General features: G+C 70.7%; 15 protein-coding genes. 6 read left to right on the forward strand and 9 right to left on the reverse strand.

Annotation, left to right across the window (positions count from 1 at the left end; all coding sequences use genetic code 11):
- Positions 1-47 precede the first annotated feature (47 nt).
- The gene (locus QSJ33_RS09580) at positions 48-377 is read right to left on the reverse strand and encodes an ArsR/SmtB family transcription factor (protein WP_285724998.1); all 330 of its coding nucleotides are present in this window, start codon (positions 375-377) and stop codon (positions 48-50) included.
- A gap of 235 nt (positions 378-612) precedes the next feature.
- Between QSJ33_RS09580 and QSJ33_RS09585 the strand changes: the two genes are divergently transcribed.
- Positions 613-1,137: a KdsC family phosphatase gene (locus QSJ33_RS09585; protein ID WP_285725000.1), complete on the forward strand. Its 525-nt coding sequence runs from the start codon at positions 613-615 to the stop codon at positions 1,135-1,137.
- Between the two features lie 2 nt (positions 1,138-1,139).
- Positions 1,140-1,661: a hypothetical protein gene (locus QSJ33_RS09590; RefSeq protein WP_285725002.1), complete on the forward strand. Its 522-nt coding sequence runs from the start codon at positions 1,140-1,142 to the stop codon at positions 1,659-1,661.
- A 13-nt stretch (positions 1,662-1,674) separates the two neighbouring features.
- On the opposite strand, the gene QSJ33_RS09595 is transcribed toward QSJ33_RS09590, so the two are convergent.
- From QSJ33_RS09595 to surE, 6 genes are all read right to left on the reverse strand, one after another.
- Entirely contained in the window at positions 1,675-3,768 is a 2,094-nt protein-coding gene (locus QSJ33_RS09595) for a M3 family metallopeptidase (protein ID WP_285725004.1), read from the reverse strand.
- A 170-nt stretch (positions 3,769-3,938) separates the two neighbouring features.
- Positions 3,939-4,118: a YtxH domain-containing protein gene (locus tag QSJ33_RS09600; protein WP_285725006.1), complete on the reverse strand. Its 180-nt coding sequence runs from the start codon at positions 4,116-4,118 to the stop codon at positions 3,939-3,941.
- A gap of 10 nt (positions 4,119-4,128) precedes the next feature.
- Positions 4,129-4,518 carry a hypothetical protein gene (locus QSJ33_RS09605; protein WP_285725007.1) on the reverse strand — a complete coding sequence of 130 codons (390 nt, stop codon included), beginning with the start codon at positions 4,516-4,518 and terminating at the stop codon, positions 4,129-4,131.
- Between the two features lie 102 nt (positions 4,519-4,620).
- Positions 4,621-7,548, reverse strand: a complete 2,928-nt coding sequence (locus QSJ33_RS09610; protein ID WP_285725009.1) for a TonB-dependent receptor — start codon at positions 7,546-7,548, stop codon at positions 4,621-4,623.
- A 208-nt stretch (positions 7,549-7,756) separates the two neighbouring features.
- Positions 7,757-9,850 carry a S9 family peptidase gene (locus QSJ33_RS09615; RefSeq protein WP_285725011.1) on the reverse strand — a complete coding sequence of 698 codons (2,094 nt, stop codon included), beginning with the start codon at positions 9,848-9,850 and terminating at the stop codon, positions 7,757-7,759.
- 43 nt (positions 9,851-9,893) lie between these two features.
- On the reverse strand, positions 9,894-10,700 hold the full coding sequence (surE, locus tag QSJ33_RS09620; protein WP_285725013.1) for a 5'/3'-nucleotidase SurE: 807 nt from the start codon (positions 10,698-10,700) through the stop codon (positions 9,894-9,896).
- Positions 10,701-10,814: 114 nt separating this feature from the next.
- Here surE and QSJ33_RS09625 point away from each other — a divergent pair, with 114 nt between their 5' ends.
- From QSJ33_RS09625 to QSJ33_RS09640, 4 genes are all read left to right on the forward strand, one after another.
- Positions 10,815-12,278, forward strand: a complete 1,464-nt coding sequence (locus tag QSJ33_RS09625; RefSeq protein WP_285725015.1) for an HAD-IG family 5'-nucleotidase — start codon at positions 10,815-10,817, stop codon at positions 12,276-12,278.
- A 114-nt stretch (positions 12,279-12,392) separates the two neighbouring features.
- Complete coding sequence (gene amrB / locus QSJ33_RS09630) at positions 12,393-13,193, forward strand: AmmeMemoRadiSam system protein B (protein WP_285725017.1); 801 nt, start codon at positions 12,393-12,395, stop codon at positions 13,191-13,193.
- Positions 13,150-14,838, forward strand: a complete 1,689-nt coding sequence (amrS, locus tag QSJ33_RS09635; protein WP_285725019.1) for an AmmeMemoRadiSam system radical SAM enzyme — start codon at positions 13,150-13,152, stop codon at positions 14,836-14,838. The genes amrB and amrS overlap by 44 nt, the downstream gene beginning before the upstream one ends.
- A gap of 19 nt (positions 14,839-14,857) precedes the next feature.
- Entirely contained in the window at positions 14,858-16,321 is a 1,464-nt protein-coding gene (locus tag QSJ33_RS09640; protein ID WP_285725021.1) for a PAS domain S-box protein, read from the forward strand.
- On the opposite strand, the gene QSJ33_RS09645 is transcribed toward QSJ33_RS09640, so the two are convergent.
- Entirely contained in the window at positions 16,314-17,714 is a 1,401-nt protein-coding gene (locus QSJ33_RS09645; RefSeq protein ID WP_285725023.1) for a hypothetical protein, read from the reverse strand. The genes QSJ33_RS09640 and QSJ33_RS09645 overlap by 8 nt on opposite strands.
- A gap of 93 nt (positions 17,715-17,807) precedes the next feature.
- Positions 17,808-18,401, reverse strand: a complete 594-nt coding sequence (locus QSJ33_RS09650; RefSeq protein WP_285725024.1) for a DUF1579 family protein — start codon at positions 18,399-18,401, stop codon at positions 17,808-17,810.
- Positions 18,402-18,508: the final 107 nt, after the last annotated feature.

Below are 18,508 nucleotides of genomic sequence, written 5' to 3' on the forward strand. Positions count from 1 at the left end.
TAAAGGAATACTCCTAAGCAAAAAAAAGCAAATGCCCATACCCTTAATCACTTAAGGGCCTTGTAGGTCATCTTGGCGCGGTCGCTCACATGGCCGCAGACGAGGTCGCACAGGTCGGACACCAGGGGCATCACCGGGGTGAAGTACACGGCATTGCCCTCCGGCTCGCGGTTCACGAGCCCCACGCGCACCAGGCAGGCCAGGTGCTTGGAGGCATTGGCCTGGGAGAGGCCCGACGCGTCAGCCACCGCGCCCTGGCTCAGGGGACCCTTCGAATCGAGCAGCGAGCGGAGGATCTTCAGGCGGGATGCATCGCCCAGGGCACTGAACAGGCCGCTCACTTCATCGATCATCGGGTTGCTGAGCTGATGGTTCATCTTCAACTCCATGCACAAATGATTATCCAGTTCCATCCCCGGGTCAAGCCGAAAATTCCCGTCAAGGAAAACTCTATACCCATCGGGGCATCCATCAACCAGAGTTGCCACCGTGCTGAAGCCTCCTGGGAGAATTTTGATCTTCGTCAACGCCCAGCGCCAGGCATGGATCCGGCGACCCCGCCATCGCCTGACACCCCTCGCGGCCTTGCTACGCTGGAGCCAGGAGGCCCCCGTGGACGACCTGGATGCCCGCGCCGCGAAGATCCGCCTGCTCTGCACCGACATCGACGGCGTGCTCACCGATGGCGGCCTGCGCTACGGCGGCGGGGCCAGCCACACCAAGGTCTTCCACGTCCGCGACGGCGCCGCCATCAAGTGGCTCCAGCGGGCCGGCATCCCCGTGGCCTTCATCTCGGGCCTGGCCTCCCCAGCCACCGACCACCGGGCCCAGGACCTGGGCGTGGAGGACTGCTTTGCCGGCCACCTGGACAAGAAGCCCGTCCTGGACGAGCTCTGCGCCCGGCACGGCCTGACCTACGACCAGGTGGCGCACCTGGGGGATGACCTGGCGGACCTGCCCCTGCTGCGGCGCGTGGGCCTGGCCTGCTGCCCCGCCGATGCCGCGGAGGAGGTGCGGGCCGCCTGCCAGTGGACCGTCCCCGTGCCCGGCGGCCGGGGCGTCCTGCGCGCCGTGGCCGAGCGGATCCTCAAGGCCCAGGGGCGCTGGGACGAGACGGTCTCCAGATACGAGGTGTGACCATGCGCCGTCTCCTTCCCCTCCTGCTCGCCGCCCTGCCCCTCTGCGCCCAGGACGCCGCCCTCGGCGTGCGGGTCCAGGGCGTGATCCCGATGGGCGATCTTCGTGACCTCACGGACGGCCAGGTCGGAATCGGTGCCGGGGGCTTCGTGGAGATCCCCGTGGGAGAGGCCTTCAGGCTCCGCCCCACGGTGGGCGGGCAGTACTTCCCGAAGAAGGTCAGCGCCAGCCTCGGCGGCGCGGAGGTCACCGTGTCCTCCGTCGATTTCATGCTGGACGCCCTGTGGTTCCCGGGGGAATCCACGGACCACGGACCCTACCTGGTGGGCGGGGCCGGAGGCCAGATGTGGCGGGTGAGCCCCACGGGCGCGGCAGCGACCTCCCACACCCGCCTGGGGGTGAGCGGCGGCATCGGCTACCAGCTCACGCCCCACATCGCTGCCGAGGCCCGGGCCTTCTGGAGCCCCGTCGAGCCCACCCTCACCGCCACCGGCCTCAGCCTGGGCGGCGTGCTGCGGTTCTAGGGGCCGCCTCGACCTAGAACGCCAGCCCCCGCTTGGTGAGCAGCGGATCCACCTTCGGATCGCGGCCGCGGAAGTCGCGGAAGAGCACGGCGGGATCCTCCGTGCCGCCCCGGGAGAGGATCTTGCCCCGGAACGCGGCCGCGGTGGCCGGATCGAAGAGGTCGCCCTTCTCCTTGAAGGCCTGGAAGGCGTCGCTGTCGAGGACGGCGCTCCAGATGTAGCTGTAGTACCCCGCCGCGTAGCCGCCCATGATGTGGTTGAAGTACGGGCTGCGATAGCGCACCGGGATCTCGGGGATCAGCCCCCACTTGGCCAGGGAGGCCTTCTCGAAGGCAGCCGTGTCGCGGGGCTTCGTGTCCGCCAGGGTGTGCCAGTCCATGTCCAGCAGGGCCGCGGCCATGTACTCGGTGGTGGCGAAGCCCTGGCCGTAGGTGCCCGCCCGCCGCAGCCTGGCCACCAGGTCGGCGGGGATGACCTCGCCCGTGTGGTAGTGGCGGGCGTAGACCTTCAGCACCTCGGGCTCCATGGCCCAGTTCTCCATCACCTGGCTGGGCAGCTCCACGAAGTCCCGGGGGGTGCCGGCGGTGCCCCGGTAGCGGCCCGCGTAGAAGAGGCCGTTGAGGGCGTGGCCGAACTCGTGGAAGAGGGTGCGCACCTCGTCGTCCGTGAGGAGCGCCGGCCGGTCCCCGGCGGGCCGGGTGAAGTTGCAGACGTTCACCACGACGGGATCCACCTTCCTCCCGTCCTTCACCCAGGGGCTTCGGTAGGCGCTCATCCAGGCCCCGCCGCGCTTGCCGGGCCGCGGGTGGTAGTCCACGTAGAGCAAGCCCAGGTGCCGGCCGTCCTTCTCCTTCACCTCGAAGGCCCGCACCTCGGGGTGGTAGACGGGCACATCCTTCTTCTCGGTGAAGGTGATGCCGTAGAGGCGTCCGGCCACGTAGAAGGCGCCCTCCCGCACCCGGTCGAGGGGGAAGTAGGGCTTCAGCGCCTCCTCGTCCAGGTCGTACTTCGCCAGCTTCACCTTCGTGGCGTAGTAGCGCCAGTCCCAGGGCTGGAGCGCCTCGCCGGGCAGATCCTTCGCCATCAGGGCCTGCAGGTCCGCCCGCTCCCGCTTCGCCACCGCCAGGGCCGGCTTCCACACCTGCTCCAGGAGGCCGTAGACCCCGGCGGGGGTCCTGGCCATGTTCTCCTCCAGACCGTAGTCGGCCCAGGTCCGGTACCCCAGCAGCTGGGCCTTCTCCGCCCGCAGGGCCGCCACGCGGCTGACGATGGTGTTCGTGTCCGTGTCGCCGCCCTGGTTGCAGCGCTCCAGGTAGGCCGTGAGCATGCGTTTCCGGAGTTCGCGGTTCTCCGCGTTCTCCAGGAAGGGCCAGAGGCTCGGCGCATCGAGGGTGAACAACCACTTCCCCTTCAGGCCGGCCTTCTCCGCGGCGGCGGCCGCGGCCAGCCGGGTGCCCTCGGGCAGGCCCGCGAGATCGGCGGGCGTGTCCAGCACCATCCGGAAGGCCTTCGTGGCCTTGAGCAGCCGATCGCCGAACTCGACCCCCAGCTTCGACAGCTCCGCGTTGAGGGCCCGCATGCGGACCTTCTGCTCCGGCGTCAGGGCGGCTCCGGCGCGGACGAAGCCCTTGTAGGTGCGCTCCAGCAGCCGGGCCTGCTCGCGGTCCAGCCTGCCTGCTTCGCGGGCGTCCCACACCGCCTTCACCCGCTGCCAGAGGCGGTCGTTCAGCTGCACGTCGTCCCGGTGGGCCGCCATGAGGGGTGCCACCTCGCGGTTCACGGCCTGCAGCTTCGGGTTCGTCTCCGCGCCCGTAAGGTTGTAGAAGACGGCTCCCACGCGCTCCAGGAACTGGCCCGAAGCGTCCAGGGCCTCGATGGTGTTGGCGAAGGTGGCGGGTTCCGCCGATCCAGCGATGGCCGCCACCTCGCGGTCGTGCTGGGCGATGCCCTCCCGGAAGGCGGGGAGGAAGTGTTCCTCCCGGATCTCCGCGAAGGGGGGCACGCCGAAGGGGGTCTTCCACTCCGAGAAGAAGGGGTTCACCGCCGCGGCGGGATCGGCGAGGACGGGCAGGGCCAGCAGGGCCGCGAAGGCGGGATGGGGGGTCATGGGCCGCTCCGGAAGAGGTCCGACCACCATAGCATCTTCATACGATGGTAGCGCGCAAACCCCTGCCAGGACTGGATCTAGCGAGTCTGCGTCTCAGGCGGCGCCCTGCGGGGTGGACGGCTTTCCCCCCCCACGGCCAGCGCGGGATCGCCAGCTTCCGGCGGTGGGGATCAGGCCCCCATCCGCTCCTCCTCATGGGTGTTGACCGGGGCGAACCGGTCCCTGAGCTTCTGGCCCAGGCCCTTGATGTCCCCCCGCAGCTCGGGCCCGGTCTTGGGCGTGGTCAGGGCGGCGACGGCCGCGCCCACGGCCGCGCCCGCCAGGAACACCAACAGGGACGTGCCAAACATGCCGCTTTCCTCACGCACGGGAACCCTCCTCCGGCGGCCCTGCCTTCCGGCCGCGGAGCAAATGTACGGCGCTTTGGATCCCTGTCAGGAGGGCTTCGAGGATTCGTCCGGTCGGCCGTCGCCGCACGAAGAACGCGGGCATTCCCCGGACGACCCCCGCCACCACCTGGGTCAGGGTGGAGGGAAGCTCGAAGACCCCGCGGGCGAGGTCGGCGACCTCCACCACCTTCAGGCGGAGCTCGTGCACATCGCCGGCCATCCGGTGGAGATCCTGGGCGGCGCTCTCGGCGAGCCGCTCCACCGAGGCGGCCGTGCGGCGCGCCTGGACCAGCAGCATCCCGAGCAGGATGGTGACGGTGACGATCGATAGGGAAAGGACGATCTGCAGCAGCATGGACATGGCCGCCTCCCTGGGTGTCCGCAGTATGGACGCGTTCCCGGCCGGGGGGTACCAAGCATCCGGGGCGGCGCTGGCGCCGCCCCGGATGTCGGACCGGATCGCCTAGAAGGAGAGGCGGGCGCCCAGCTGGACCTGGCGGGTGGGGAACAGCGTGTCGTCCACGTGGGTCAGGGTCGTGAAGTACTGCTTCAGGACCGGCGCGGCGTCCGTGCCGTTGTAGCCGATGCGGTAGTAGGTGTCCGCCCGGTTGAACAGGTTGAACACGTCCAGGGACAGGTCCAGCCGGGTGCGGGAGAGCTGCCATTCCCGGCTGATCCGGAGGTCCACATTGGTCTGGCTGGCCGTGCGCAGGCTGTTCCGGTCGGTGCCGATGGGACGATCCACGCGCATGGTGTCGCCGTTCAGGTCGTTGGAGAAGTACGGGGTGTAGGGCAGGCCCGAGTAGTAGCGGAAGGTCATCCCGACCTGGACCTTGGAGCGGGGGTCCAGGTAGGAGGCGTTCCCGACCACCACGTGGCGGCGGTCGTTGTCCCCGTAGCTCCAGTCCTCGTTCAGCCGCAGGGGGTTCTGGGTGCCCCAGCTGTTGTAGTTGCGCTCGTTGGAGTCATTGTCCTTGGCCTCGGACCAGGTGTAGTAGACCTGGGCGCTGAGGGGGGAATCCGTCTTCTGGTACTTGGCAGAGAGGGTCAGGGCCTTGTACTTCGACTCGGCGTCGCTGATATAGGCCTTGATGGCGCCGTAGTTGGGGTTGGGACGCGTGAGGAGCACCCGCCCTTGGGGATCCATGCCGGTCTCGGCCAGGTTCAGGTCGGTGATGCGCTCCAGGTGCTCCGTCTTGGCATAGGTGCCGGACAGCCCGAGGACCCACCCCAGGCGGAAGGCCCGTTCCACGCCCAGGTTGAAGCGGTTGGTGGAGGGGTTCTTGAAGTCGGGACCGAAGGTGGACACCTGCAGCGTCCCCGCGAGGGTGGCCAGCTGGGACGCGCTCAGCGTGGAAAGGGCCGCCGGGTCGATGGTGGCCGGGGCCGCGGGGTTGAAGGCCGCGCCGTACCCGATGCCGAGCTGCTGGGCCAGCGCCAGCTGGGCGGCGTTGTTGGCGTTGAAGGTGTAGGCCCCGACCCGGGCACCGTTCCCCGTGTAGACCTGGTAGAGGAAGATGGCGGGCGTGCGGCTCACGAAGCGGCCCGCGGAGGCCCGCACCACCGTGTTGCCCTTGTCGGCCTCGGGGGTCCAGACCAGGCTCAGCCGGGGGCTGATCGCATCGGAGGCGGGAATCTTCGCCGTGAGCGGGAGCGTGGCCGCCATGGGGTTGGACACGTCCAGGATGGGGAAGTCCGGGTGCTCCTGCTTGTCGTAGCGGAAGCCCAGGCCCAGCTTCACGGAGCTGGTCACGTGCCAGTCGGTCTGGAGGAAGAGGGCCAGGTCACGCTCCTTCTGGTCGAAGCGCCCCGCGTCATAGCCGGAGAGGCCGTTCAGGCCGAAGTTCTGCTGGTACGTGGTCCAGGTCCCGGCGCGGAAATTGGTCAGGCCCGGGGTGTTGAAGGTGTAGGCCCCCTCCACGAAGGGCGCGAACACCTCGAACACATCGTGGAGGATGAGGTCCACCCCGCCCTTCACCTGCATGGTGGGCGTGAAGTAGGTGACGGCCTCGGTGATCTGGGTCTTCTTCAGCTCGAAGGCGCGGGTGTAGGGCACCTTCCCGTAGGTGCCCACGGAGCTGATGGTCACCTGGGGACCGTAGCTCTCGGGCACGCGGGGCTGCTCGTCCTTGTTCCAGTTCAGCTTGAACTCGCTCAGCCAGTTCGCGCCGAGGGTCCAGTTCCACTGGAGCCCGAGGGCCGTGGTGTTGTACTCGTCGTGGGCGATGTTCTCCCGGGAGTTGGTGAGGCTGGCGTTGTAGATGCTCTTCACGCTCGACTTCGTCACCCGGAACTGGAGGGTGTGGTCGGTGCTGAGGTTCCAGTCGATCCGGGCGAAGAGGTTGTCGCCGTCGTTGGGTTTGGTGTACGAACCGGCCTTGGAGAGGAGCACGGCATCCGAGGCGTTGGCGGGGTCCAGGGCCACGGGGTTGCTGCCGCCCCAGACGAAGCTCTGGGGCCGGCTCTCCCGCTGGAAGTCGAAGGCCACGAAGTAGAAGAGCTTGTCCTTGATGATGGGGCCGCCGACGGAACCGCCGTACTGGATGGTCTTGAAGCTCACGATGGCGTTGGCCCCCGGCGCGCCGGAGACGTTGACCTCCTTCTCGACCCAGCTGCTGGGGCGGTAGTAGTAGAAGAGGCCGCCCGTGAGGTCATTGGACCCCGACTTGGTGATGGCGTTCAGGTAGCCGCCGCCCATGCGGCCGAACTCGGCGGAGGCGCCGTCCGTCACCACCTGGAATTCGCGCACCGCTTCGAGGGAGACGGAAAAGGGACTGCCGGCCACGGTGCTGGTGCCCGTCGCGCCCGCGAAGAAGGAGGAGTTGTAGTCGCCGCCGTCGATGTTGATGGAGGTGTTCACGCCCCGGGAGCCGGCGATCGCGACCTGCCCGCGGCCCGTGACGCTCACCTGGGGCGTCAGGCTCGAGTAGTCCAGCAGGCTGCGGCCCTTGATCGGGAGGTTCTCCAGGTCGGAGGGCGCCACGGTGGCGGCCACGGTCGACCGGTCACTGTCCACTCGGGACTCGCCGGCCACGATCTCCACGGTGGCGCCCGATTCGGGGGCGAGGCGGACGGTCAGGGGGGCCGCGTCACCCAGGTTCAGGCTCACCTTGACGTTGGCGGCCGACTGGAAGCCGGGCTTGGTCACGCCGACGGCATAGGGCCCCACCGGCAGGGCCAGGGCCAGGAAGCGCCCCCGCGCATCGGTGCGGACGGTGCGGATGAACCCGGTCTCCTCGTTGCGGATGGCCACGGTGGCGTCCGCCAGGGCCTGCCCCTGGGTGTCCAGGACCCGTCCGCTCAGCTGGGCGGACACCCCCTGGGCGCAGAGGGGGACGGCGGCCACCAGGAGCGCCAGGATGGTTGAACCGCGGTGGTGCTTTCGATGCATGAAAAGTTCCTCCTGAGACTCAGGATAGCCAACGAACCCGGCCTCCATGAAGCCCCAAGCTGAACGGAGCCCAAAAGTTACGAGACTCACCCGGATGTCACATCTGCGTCAGGGCGGGCCGGGGGCCACCCGGCGAGGCCTGGTCCAGCGCCTCGCCGGGGGTCGCAGGGACGGGGAGCCGAAAGCGGGTCCCACGTCCTGGGCGGGACTACTTCCCGGCCTTCCCGAAGACCAGGTTCCGCACCAGGTCCTCCGTCTTCCAGGGGGCGGCGCCGCCGCCCAGGTACTTCTGGAACCATTCGAGGTGGGCGTTGTAGTAGACGGGCATGGACTTCAGGGCATCGGGCCAGTGGCCGTCGTTCTTGAAGACGAGCAGGCGGCTGGGCACCCCCATCTCCTGCAGGTCCGTGAAGAACTCCAGGCTCTGGGTGTAGGGCACGCGGTAGTCCCGCTCGCCGGTGATGACGAGGCAGGGCGTCTTGAAGTCCTTCACGAACTGGTTGGGGCTCATCCGGTCGTAGGTGGCCGGGTTCGTCCAGGGCTGCCCCTTCAGGTCCCACTCGGGGAACCACAGCTCCTCGGTGGCGCCGTGCATGGCCCGTAGGTCGTACACGCCCATCATCGAGGCGATGGCCTTGAACCGGTGGGTGTGCCCCTCCAGCCACATCATGGCGTAGCCGCCCCAGCTCCAGCCCATGACGCCCATGCGGTCCTTGTCCACGTAGGGCAGGTTGGCGAGGGCATCCGTCACCTTGGCGATGTCGGTCATCACCTTGCCGTCCCAGTCGCCGGAGATGGCATCGGTGAAGGCCTGGCCGTAGCCCGTGGAGCCGTGGGGATTGGGGAAGGCCACCACGTAGCCCGCGCCGGGGTACACCTGCCAGTCGCCGCGCAGGGTGTCGGACCACATCATCTGGGGGCCGCCGTGCACGTTCATGATGAGCGGGTACTTCTTCGCGGGGTCGAAGCCGTGGGGCTTCACGATGAAGACCTCCACCTCGGCGCCGTCCGCGCCCTTCACCCACATGGTCTCAGCGGGGCGGATGTCCACCTCGTCGGCCACCTTCTGGTTGAAGGCCGTGAGCCGCTTCAGGGCCCTGGCGGCCACGTCGTAGCGCCAGATCTCCACGGGCTCGCCCACGGTGGTGCGGGTGAAGAGGACGGACGTCTGGTCGGGGCTCACCACGAACTCGCGGATGGACTGGCCGTCCAGCACCCGCTCGACCTTCCCGGTGGCCACGTCCACGCGGAAGAGGGGCCAGTGGCCCTTCTCCTCCACCGTGAACCAGAGGGCCTTGCCGTCGGCGGACCACTGGAAGCCGTCCACCCAGTTGTCGATGGCCTCCGTCAGCACACGGGTGGCGTGGGTGGCGCGGTCGTAGACGGCCAGGCGGAAGCGGTCGGACTCGAAGCCCGGCTTGGTCTGGAACCGGTAGGCGATCCACTTGCCGTCCGGCGAGTACTTGGGATCCACGTCCGCCGCCTTGTTGCCGGCGGTGATGTCGCGGGGCGTCCGGTCGCCGTCGAGGCCGATCAGGAAGAGGTCCTGGTTGGTGGAACGGGCCGGCACGGCGTCAGGATTGGTGACGACGCACAGCTCCTTCCCGTCGGGGCTCACGTCGTAGGTCTGCGCCATGGGCGTGGTGGCCGCGGCGGGGTAGTCCTGCTTCCCGGCGGTGAGGGCCTCCACCTTGCCGTCGAAGGTGGCGCGGAAGAGGTGGGTGTACTGGAAGTCCTGCCACTGGGTCCAGTGCCGGTAGAGCAGCGCATCCGCCAGGTGGGCCTGGACCGGGCCGTTCTCCAGCTTATCGGCCAGCTCCTTGTTCTTGGCGCCATCGGCCATGGCCTCGGGGAACACGGTGGCCTCGAACACCAGGGACCGGCCGTCCGGCAGGAGCCTCGGCGCATCCACGCCGGGTTCGAAGCCGGTGACCTTGCGGGCCTCGCCGCCGGCCGGGTCCATGGCCCAGAGCTGCTGCCCCCCCTCGCGACCGGAGAGGAAGGTGATCGTCTTCCCGTCCTTGGACCAGGCCGGCGAGCTGCAGGACTTGGGGCCGAAGGTGAGCTGCCGCGTGATGCCCGTGGCCAGATCGAGCATCCAGATCTCGGTATTCCGCGTGCTGGCCATCAGGTCCTGGCTGGACACGTCGAAGAGCAGCTTCGAGCCGTCCGGGCTGAGGGCGAGCTGCTGCACGCCCTTGAGGCGGTACAGATCCTCGATGGTGAAGGCCCGCTTCTCCGCCGCCATCACCGGCAGCGCGAGCAGAAGGGCGGGGACCAGGAGCCGGTTCAAGCCAGGCATGGGACCTCCAAAGGCGACCCCCAGGATCGCACGGAGGCCGCCCTCAGTCCCCCAGGGCCTCGCGGAGGGCGCCGAAATCGGCGCGGGAGGTGGCGTCCAGGCTGAGGGGGGTGACGGCCACCACGCGCTCGCGCACGAGGGCGTGGACGTCGGAATCGGGTTCGAGGGCCGCCTGATCCACCTGGACCGTGATGCGGCCGTCCCGGAGGCGGCTGTGGAGCCCGGGGTCGTCCAGCACCATCTCGAAGTAGCGCTGGCGGGACAGGCGGCTCAGGCGCCAGGGGGTCGCCGGGGTGGCGTCCTCGGGCACGTCCAGCTTCACCAGGTCCACGTCCTGGGGCAGTCGGGCGGCCAGGAGCTTCCGCGCGAAGAGCCGGAGGAAGTGCTCGGAGGCGCTCCAGTCCTGGGCCTCGTGGCGCATGAAATGGTCGGGGTGCATCTGCTGCGAGGCGGCCAGGGCGGGGATGCCCCGGGCGGCGGCCTCCATGGCGGCCCCCACGGTGCCCGAGGCGCCGATGCTGATGCCCACGTTCTCGCCGTAGTTGATGCCCGACACCAGCAGGTCCGGCCGGCGGTCGCGACAGAGCACCGAGAGGCCATGGCGCACCACGGAGGCCGGGGAGCCCTCGCAGGCATAGGCGCGGAGGGCGTGTCCGTCCACCTCGAAGGGCACCGGCTCGAGGGCCGCGTCGGGCCGCCCCGTGAAGCTCCGGCCCATGGCGGTCTGCTGCGTGGCCGGGGCCACCACCAGCACGTCGCCCAGGTCCCGCACCGCCCGCGCCGCGGCTCGCAGGCCCGGGGAGTGGATGCCGTCGTCGTTGGTAAGGAGGAACAGGGGGCGGTGCGTCATGCGCGGACTCCACCCTCCAGCCTGCGATGACCAGCCCGGGGCGTCCACCCACGATCCCGCGCCCCACCCGGCCGTCACGGCTCCGGCATGGCCCCTTGGTATGCTGCCAGGGACATGGACGACGCGAGCTCCCTCCCCACCCCGCCCCGCGGCCGCGGGATCTTCTGCAACCGGACGCTGAACCTGCGCTCCGTGAGGGCCGTCGGCTACGACATGGACTACACCCTGGTGGACTACCGGGTGGCGGCCTTCGAGCAGATGGTCTACGCCCAGGCCCGGGAGCGGCTGGCCTCCGAGGGCTGGCCCGTGGCCGACCTGGCCTTCGATCCGCGCATGGTGGCCCGGGGCCTGGTCATCGACACGGAGCTGGGCAACCTGGTGAAAGCCAACCGCTTCGGCTTCGTGAAGCGGGCCATGCATGGCACGCGGATGCTGGAGTTCGCCGAGCAGCGGGACGCCTACGCGGAGACCCTGGTGGACCTGGGCGATCCCCGCTGGGTCTTCCTCAACACGCTGTTCTCGCTCTCCGAGGGCTGCCTCTACGCCCAGGCCGTGGACCTGCTGGACCGGGGCGCCCTGCCCCGCCCCTTCGAGTACGCCAGCCTCTACCGCCATGTGCGGGCCCGGGTGGACGCCCAGCACCTGGAAGGCCACCTCAAGGCCGAGATCGCGGCCTCGCCCGAGAAGTACGTCGTGCTGGATCCCGAGGCCGCCCTGGCCCTGCTGGACCAGAAGGCCGCAGGCAAGAAGCTGCTGCTCATCACCAATTCCGAGTGGGGCTTCACGGCGAAGATGATGGCCTACGCCTACGACCGCTTCCTTCCCGAGGGCATGACCTGGCGCCAGCTCTTCGACCTGGTGATCGTCGCCGCCCGCAAACCCGCCTTCTTCACCGAGCGCAGCCCCTTCTTCCAGGTGGTCACGGAAGACGGCCTCCTGCGGCCCATGGACGGCCCGCTGGCGCCGGGCCAGGCCTACCTGGGCGGCAGCGCGGCCCAGGTGGAGCGGGACCTGGGCATCTCCGGCGACGAGATCCTCTACGTGGGCGACCACATGTTCGGCGACGTGCACGTGAGCAAGCGGGCCCTCAGCTGGCGGACGGCGCTGGTGCTGCGGGAGCTGGAGGGCGAGGTGGCGGCCCTGGAGGGATTCCAGGAGACCGAGCAGCGCCTGGTGGCCATGATGCGCGAGAAGGAGGCCATGGAGGCGCGGCTCTCCCGGACCCGCCTGGCCCTCCAGCGCCTCCGGGCGGGCTACGGCCCCGCCCCCACCGGGGACGCCGCGAGGCTGGAGGCCCGCATCCACGACCTCCGGGGCCAGCTCGTGGCCCTCGACGCGGAGATCGCCCCCCTGGCCAAGTCCGGCACGGAATTGGTGAACCCCCGCTGGGGCCTGCTCACCCGCGCCGGCAACGACAAGAGCCACCTCACGCGGCAGATCGAGCGCTACGCCGACATCTACACGTCCCGCGTGTCGAACTTCCTCTACGCCACCCCCTTCGCCTACTTCCGCTCGCCCCGCGGCAACCTGCCCCACGATCCGGGCCTCGCCGCCGCGGCGCCGGAACCCGGCACCTGAGGGCCGGATTCACGGAGTCCCCCATCCATTGAGTCCGGGGCCGAATTTGTCCCACCCGCCTTGCGCCGGGCCGCGGGCGACCCATCGTACCTCTGCCGTTCAAGGGAGGTCGCCATGCTGACCCTGCGTCCTGCCGTCGTCGCCGGCATGTTCTACCCGGAGGATCCCGAGCGCCTGCGGGAGGAGGTGGACCGTCTCCTCGACGCGGTGCGGGTGCCCCTCGACGAGCCCACCCCCAAGGCCCTGATCGTGCCCCACGCAGGCTACGCCTATTCCGGCCCCGTGGCCGCCAGCGGCTATGCGCGCCTCCTGCGCGAAGGTCCGAACCTGACGCGGGTGGTCCTCCTCGGCCCCAGCCACCACGCGGCCTTCCCGGGCCTGGCCCTGCCCGAGGCCGAAGCCTTCGAGACCCCCCTGGGTCCCCAGTCCATCGATGCGGGGGCCACCGCGCGGATCCCCTGGGTGCGCCACAGCGAGGCCATCCACCGCCCCGAGCATTCCCTGGAGGTCCAGGTGCCCTTCCTGCAGCGGGTGGCGCCCCAGGCTGAGCTCGTGCCCCTGGCCGTGGGCCAGGCCACGCCCTTCCAGGTGGCCGAGGTCCTCGAGGCCCTGTGGGGCGGTACCGAGACGGTGATCATCGTGAGTTCGGATCTCTCCCACTACCTGCCCTACCGCCTGGGTCGGGCCGTGGACGAGGAGACCAGCCGGATGATCCTCCGGCTGGACACCACCCTGGACTCCGAACGCGCCTGCGGCGCCGCGCCCGTGGCAGGCCTCCTGGAAGTCGCACGGCGCAAGCAGCTCCATCCCGCCCTCCTGGACCTCCGGAGTTCGGGCGACACGGCCGGAGGCCAGGAGGAGGTCGTCGGGTATGGCGCCTTCGCCTTCTTCGAAACCGGCGCCGGCCATCCCTGAGCGGGACGGCCTCCGCCTGGCCCAGCTGGCCCGCGGCGCCCTCGAGGCGGCCCTGGGCGGTCCCCCGTGCGGCCATCCCGAGGATTGCGGCGAGCCCGGCGCCAGCTTCGTGACCCTCACCCTGGACGGGGAGCTGCGCGGCTGCTTGGGCAGCCTCACCCCGAACGGTTCCCTCGTGGAGGACCTCCTCGATCACGCCCGGGCCGCGGCCTTCCACGATCCCCGGTTCGACCCCCTCCGCCGGGAGGAGCTGCCGCGTCTGGGCGTGGAAGTGTCCCTCCTCTCCCCTCTGCGTCCCCTGGCCTGGTCGGACGAGGCCGACCTCCTCCGCCAGCTCCGCCCGGGCGTGGACGGGCTCCTCCTGGAATGCGAGGGCCGCAACGTCACCTTCCTGCCCCAGGTCTGGGAGGAGCTGCCGGACCCGGCCGCCTTCCTCCTGGCCCTCAAGCGGAAGGCCGGGTGGCCCGCGGGCTTCTGGTCCCCGCACCTCCGGGCCTGGACCTACACCGTCGAATCCTGGCGGGATGAGCCCCGCCCCCGGCCCCCCACGGCCGCGGACCTCGCCGGCCCTGCGGGGGCGGGTTTCCTCTACCCGGCCCGCCACTGGCACAGGCTCGCCGACGGGCGCCTGCGCTGCGACGTCTGCCCCCACGGCTGCACCCTCCGGGAGGGCCAGGCCGGCCGCTGCGTCCTCCGCCGGCGGGAGGGGAACCGCCTCGTCCTCGCCGCCTACGGCCGCACCAGCGGCTTCTGCGTGGACCCCATCGAGAAGAAGCCGCTCCACCACTTCCTGCCCGGGTCGAGCGTCCTCTCCTTCGGCGCCGTGGGCTGCAACCTGTCCTGCCGGTTCTGCCAGAACTGGGACCTCTCCCGGTCCCGGGACCTGGACCGCCTCCGCGAACGGGCCGCCCCGGAGGAGGTCGCCGCCGCCGCCCGGCGCCTGGGCTGCCGCAGCGTCGCCTTCACCTACAACGAGCCCGCCATCTGCCTGGAGTACGTCTCCGACGTGGCGGAGGCCTGCCATGCGGCGGGGGTCGCCACCGTGGCGGTCACGGCGGGATACCTGGAGGCGGCCGCCCGGCGGGATTTCTTCACCCACATCGACGCGGCCAACGTGGACCTCAAGGCCTTCAGCGAGGACTTCTACCGGCGCGTCGCCGGCGGCAGCCTCCAGCCCGTGCTGGACACCCTCCGCCACCTCGTCCACGAGACCGACGTGTGGACGGAGATCACGACCCTGCTGATCCCCGGCCTCAACGACTCCGACGACGAACTCCGGCGGCTCACCGCCTGGATCGCCACCGAGCTGGGGCCGGAGGTCCCCCTCCACTTCAGCGCCTTCCATCCCGACCACCGCATGCTGGACCGGCCCGCCACACCGTTCACCACCCTGCGCCGCGCCCGCGGCCTCGCCCGGGAGGCGGGACTCCAGTTCGTCTACACGGGCAATGTGCGGGACCCCGACGGCGAGGCGACCCGCTGCCCCGGCTGCGGGGCGACGGTGATCCGCCGGGACGGCTACCGCCTGCTGGGCGAGGACCTGGACGCGGAGGGACGGTGCGGGCCGTGCGGCACCCGCCTCCCGGGCCGGTTCGCTCCCGACCTCGTTCTCCCCACCGCCCGGAGCCCGGGCAACCCGGCCTGAGCGCCCTTCGAGAACCCCCATGTCGCCCCATCCCACCCGCCAGGACCTGGAAGTCCAGCTCGAGGCCCTGAACCGGCGCCTGGAGCGCATGGACCCCGGCCCAGAGGCCCGGTTCCGGATCTGCCTGGAGACCCTCCTGGACGGCTTCGCCATCCTCTCGTCCGTGCGCAATGCCGCCGGGGAGATCGAGGATTTCCGCTACGACTACATCAACGACGCCGGGTGCCGCCTCAACCAGCGGTCCCGGGAGGAGACGCTGGGGCGGCGGCTGCTGGAGCTGCTGCCCGGCCACCAGGGGGACCTGCTGGAGGCCTACCGCCACGTCGTCGAAACGGGCGAGCCCCTGGCCCGGGAGACCCTGGTCTACGAGGACGTGTACGGCGGCCGGCGGCTGCAGCGTGCCTTCGATTTCCGGGCCACCCGGCTGGGGGACGGCTTCGCCGTCACCTGGCGCGACACCACGGAGCGGTGCCGCATGGAGTCCCAGCTCCGGGAGGAGGAGTTCCGCTTCCGGGCCATCTTCGAGAACAGCGCCGAGGCCATCCTGCTCACCTCGCCCGGGGGCGCGATCCTGGCCGCCAACCCCGCCGCCTGCCGGACCACCGGCTTGACGGAGGCCGAGATCTGCGCCCGGGGCCGGGAGGGGATGGTGGTCACCTCCGACCCACGGCTCCAGGCCTTCCTCGAGGAACGCCGGCGGACCGGCCATGCGCGGGGCGAGCTCGCCTACAGGCGGCGGGACGGGACCACCTATCCCGCCGAGACGGTGTCCACCGTCTTCACCAACCTGGCCGGCGAGCAGATGACCGTGATCCTCTTCCGGGACCTGTCGGAGCAGAAGCGGCTCGAGGCCCGCAGCCGCCGATTGACCGCCCTCGTGGAATCCACGGAGGACGCCATCTACACCGCGGACATGGACGGCACCATCACCGACTGGAACGCCGGGGCCGAGGCCCTCTATGGCTACCGCGCCGACGAGGCCATCGGGCAGCCGCCCTCCCTGATCGTACCCGAGGACCTGCTGCCCGCCTCCGGGGAACTCCTGGACGCCCTCCGCGAAGGCCGGCGCTTCCGCAACCACGAGACCCTGCGGCGCAGGAAGGACGGGGCCCTGATCCACGTCGCCCTCACGGCCTGCCCCGTCGTCCTCGGGGACGGCACCCTGTCGGGCATCTCCGTGATCGCGCGGGACATCACGGAGCGGGTCCGGGCCACGGAGGAGCGGGAGCGGCTGATCCAGGAGCTCCGGGCCGCCCTGGCGGAGGTGCAGACCCTCAGCGGCCTGGTGCCGATCTGCTCCTGGTGCAAGCGGATCCGGGACGACCAGGGCTACTGGACGCAGCTGGAGCACTACATCCAGGACCGTTCGTCGGCCCAGTTCACCCACGGCATCTGCCCCGAGTGCGCGGCGCGGTTCCACCCCGAGACGGCCATCCGGGGCGGAGAGGCCCCGTCCGACCCGGCGAAGCGGCGGGTCACTTGACCCCGTACACCGTGGCGCCGTAGTGCTCCGGGTCCCAGGGCCGGGCAGCGTTCCAGTCGCCGAAGGCGTGGGAGCCGTCCGTGCGGACCCGGAGGGTGTAGGTCCCCTTCGGCAGGGTGACCAGCTCGTCGACCTGGCGGTTCTTCGAGGCCCCGCCGGCGGGTTCGCTGCGCAGGGCGTCCAGGCGCCAGACGGTCTTTCCCGAGGCATCCTCGATCCAGGCCCCGTCGGCCATCTCGTCGCCATCCCGCTCGCCGATGGCGTAGACGCGCACGGCCTGATCGGCCTTCAGGACGAAGCCGGCCCGCAGGTCCTGGTCGTCCTTCACCCGCACCAGCTCGGCCAGCACGGGCCCGGGGGCCGGTTCCGGGATCAGGGACACGGCCGCGAGGTCCCCGTCGGCGGGGGTGGAGAGGGTCAGGCCGTACAGCCCGGGATCGCAGGGGGGCTGGGCGTTCCAGTCCGCGGGCGAGTGGGAGTCGTCGGTCACGAAGGTGGCGACATAGGTGCCGGCCGGGAGCTGGACCACCTCCACCTGCCGCCGGTTCTTCTCGGCGCCGCCCGCATACCGGGCCTTGTCCGGGGTCATCTCCCAGACGGCCTTCCGGGTGCGGGCGTCCTGGATCCAGCCCGTGTCCACCATCCGGCGGCCGCTGGCTTCGCCCTCGGCATAGACATGCACGGCGATGGGCCGGCGGACCAGGAAGGCCTGGCTCCAGCGGCCCCCGTCCCGGTCGGCGGCCAGGATCAGGAAACTGTTCTTCCAGCGCAGGGGGGCGGCGAAGGCCGCCACCGAGGCGGCCTCGGCGGAGGGCACGCTCACCTGCAGGCCGTACCGGCCCACCCGGCGGCGCCATTCCTGCGTGACGCCTTCCCGGCTCAGGCCGAGGGCTCCCAGGAGGCTGTGGCTCCCCCGCGGCCCGGTCCCGGGCCCCAGGTCCCGCCGGTCGATGTTGCGGATCCAGCCGGCGAAGAAGAGGTTCTCGCCGAAACCGTAGTCGGCGAAATAGGCCTCGTAGCGTCCCGCGGGCAGATCCAGGTACCGGTCTGCGACCCGGTCGGAGCCGTCCCGCCGGCTCGTGACGCCATCCATCTGCCAGACCACCTCCCGGGTGGCGGCGTCCAGGATCCAGCCCGAGGCGAAGAGCTGGGTCCCGGCGCGCCCCTCCCACCAGAAGCGAACGCCGGCCCCCCGGGCGAACACGTGGACCTTCATGGGGCGCGGCAGGGTGAAGCCCTGCTGGCGGACTTCGGCGGAGGCCAGGTCCCCCAGGGTGGCCACGGGCGTCTCCTGGGCCCTCAGGGCCGCGGGTCCGAGGCCCGTGGCCAGCAGGGCCAGGCAGACGGCCTGGAGGAGGCGGATGGGAAGGGCGGCGGACGGGGTGAGGGCCATGGGAGCTCCCGGAGGACGTTCCCAAGGTAGGCCGGAGGGACCCCCCGGAGGCGGGGAGACCGGCGAACGGCGGCCCCGCGCCGGCGGGTGGGTTCAGCGGTCCCGCGTGTAGAGGATCTCGGAGACCTTCACGGGCCGCCCGTCGATCCCCTGGCCCCACCAGGCCACGGCATGGTGGTCCGGGTCCCACCACGTGTCCGTCACCCGCCAGCCCGAGGCGGCGTGTCCGCCCACCGAACCGGCCGGGGACGGGCCCAGGAGGGTGAGCACATGGCCGGTGCCGTCGAAGGTGCCCTCCAGGGAGATGACACCGGTGCCGAAATCGTCGAGCCACTCGGCCACATAGGCGTTCCGCTGGCGGTCGAAGCCGGTGAGTCCCAGGCCGTGGAAGGGATGGCCGTCCAGGGTGGTGGCGTAGTCCTCCTGCAGGAAGCGCCCCCCCAGGACGAGCCGGCAGGTGGCGGTGCCGTCGGCCTCGTTCCACTTCTCCCCCGTGGGCAGCCAGTCCGTCTGCCGGGTGGTCCAGGCCCCCACGTAGGCCTTCAGCCGGGCGTGGGCCGCCGTGGGGGCGGCCGAGTCCAGCCAGGCCTGGAAGGCCTTGGGGTCCATGGCCGGGGCCTTGGGGGGGCCCGCGGCCAGCAGGACCGGGAGCATCAGGAGGGCTGCGGATCGGGAGTACAGAGGCATGGCGGACTCCGGGGCGGAATGCCGCTCCTGGGATGCCGCGGGGGCCTCCCATGTTCCATCCGGCTCTCCGCGGGCCCCCGTGCCATCCTGGAAGGCCTCGCGCCGAG

This window comes from Geothrix rubra (assembly GCF_030268065.1).
GTDB classification, from domain to species: Bacteria; Acidobacteriota; Holophagae; order Holophagales; family Holophagaceae; genus Geothrix; species Geothrix rubra.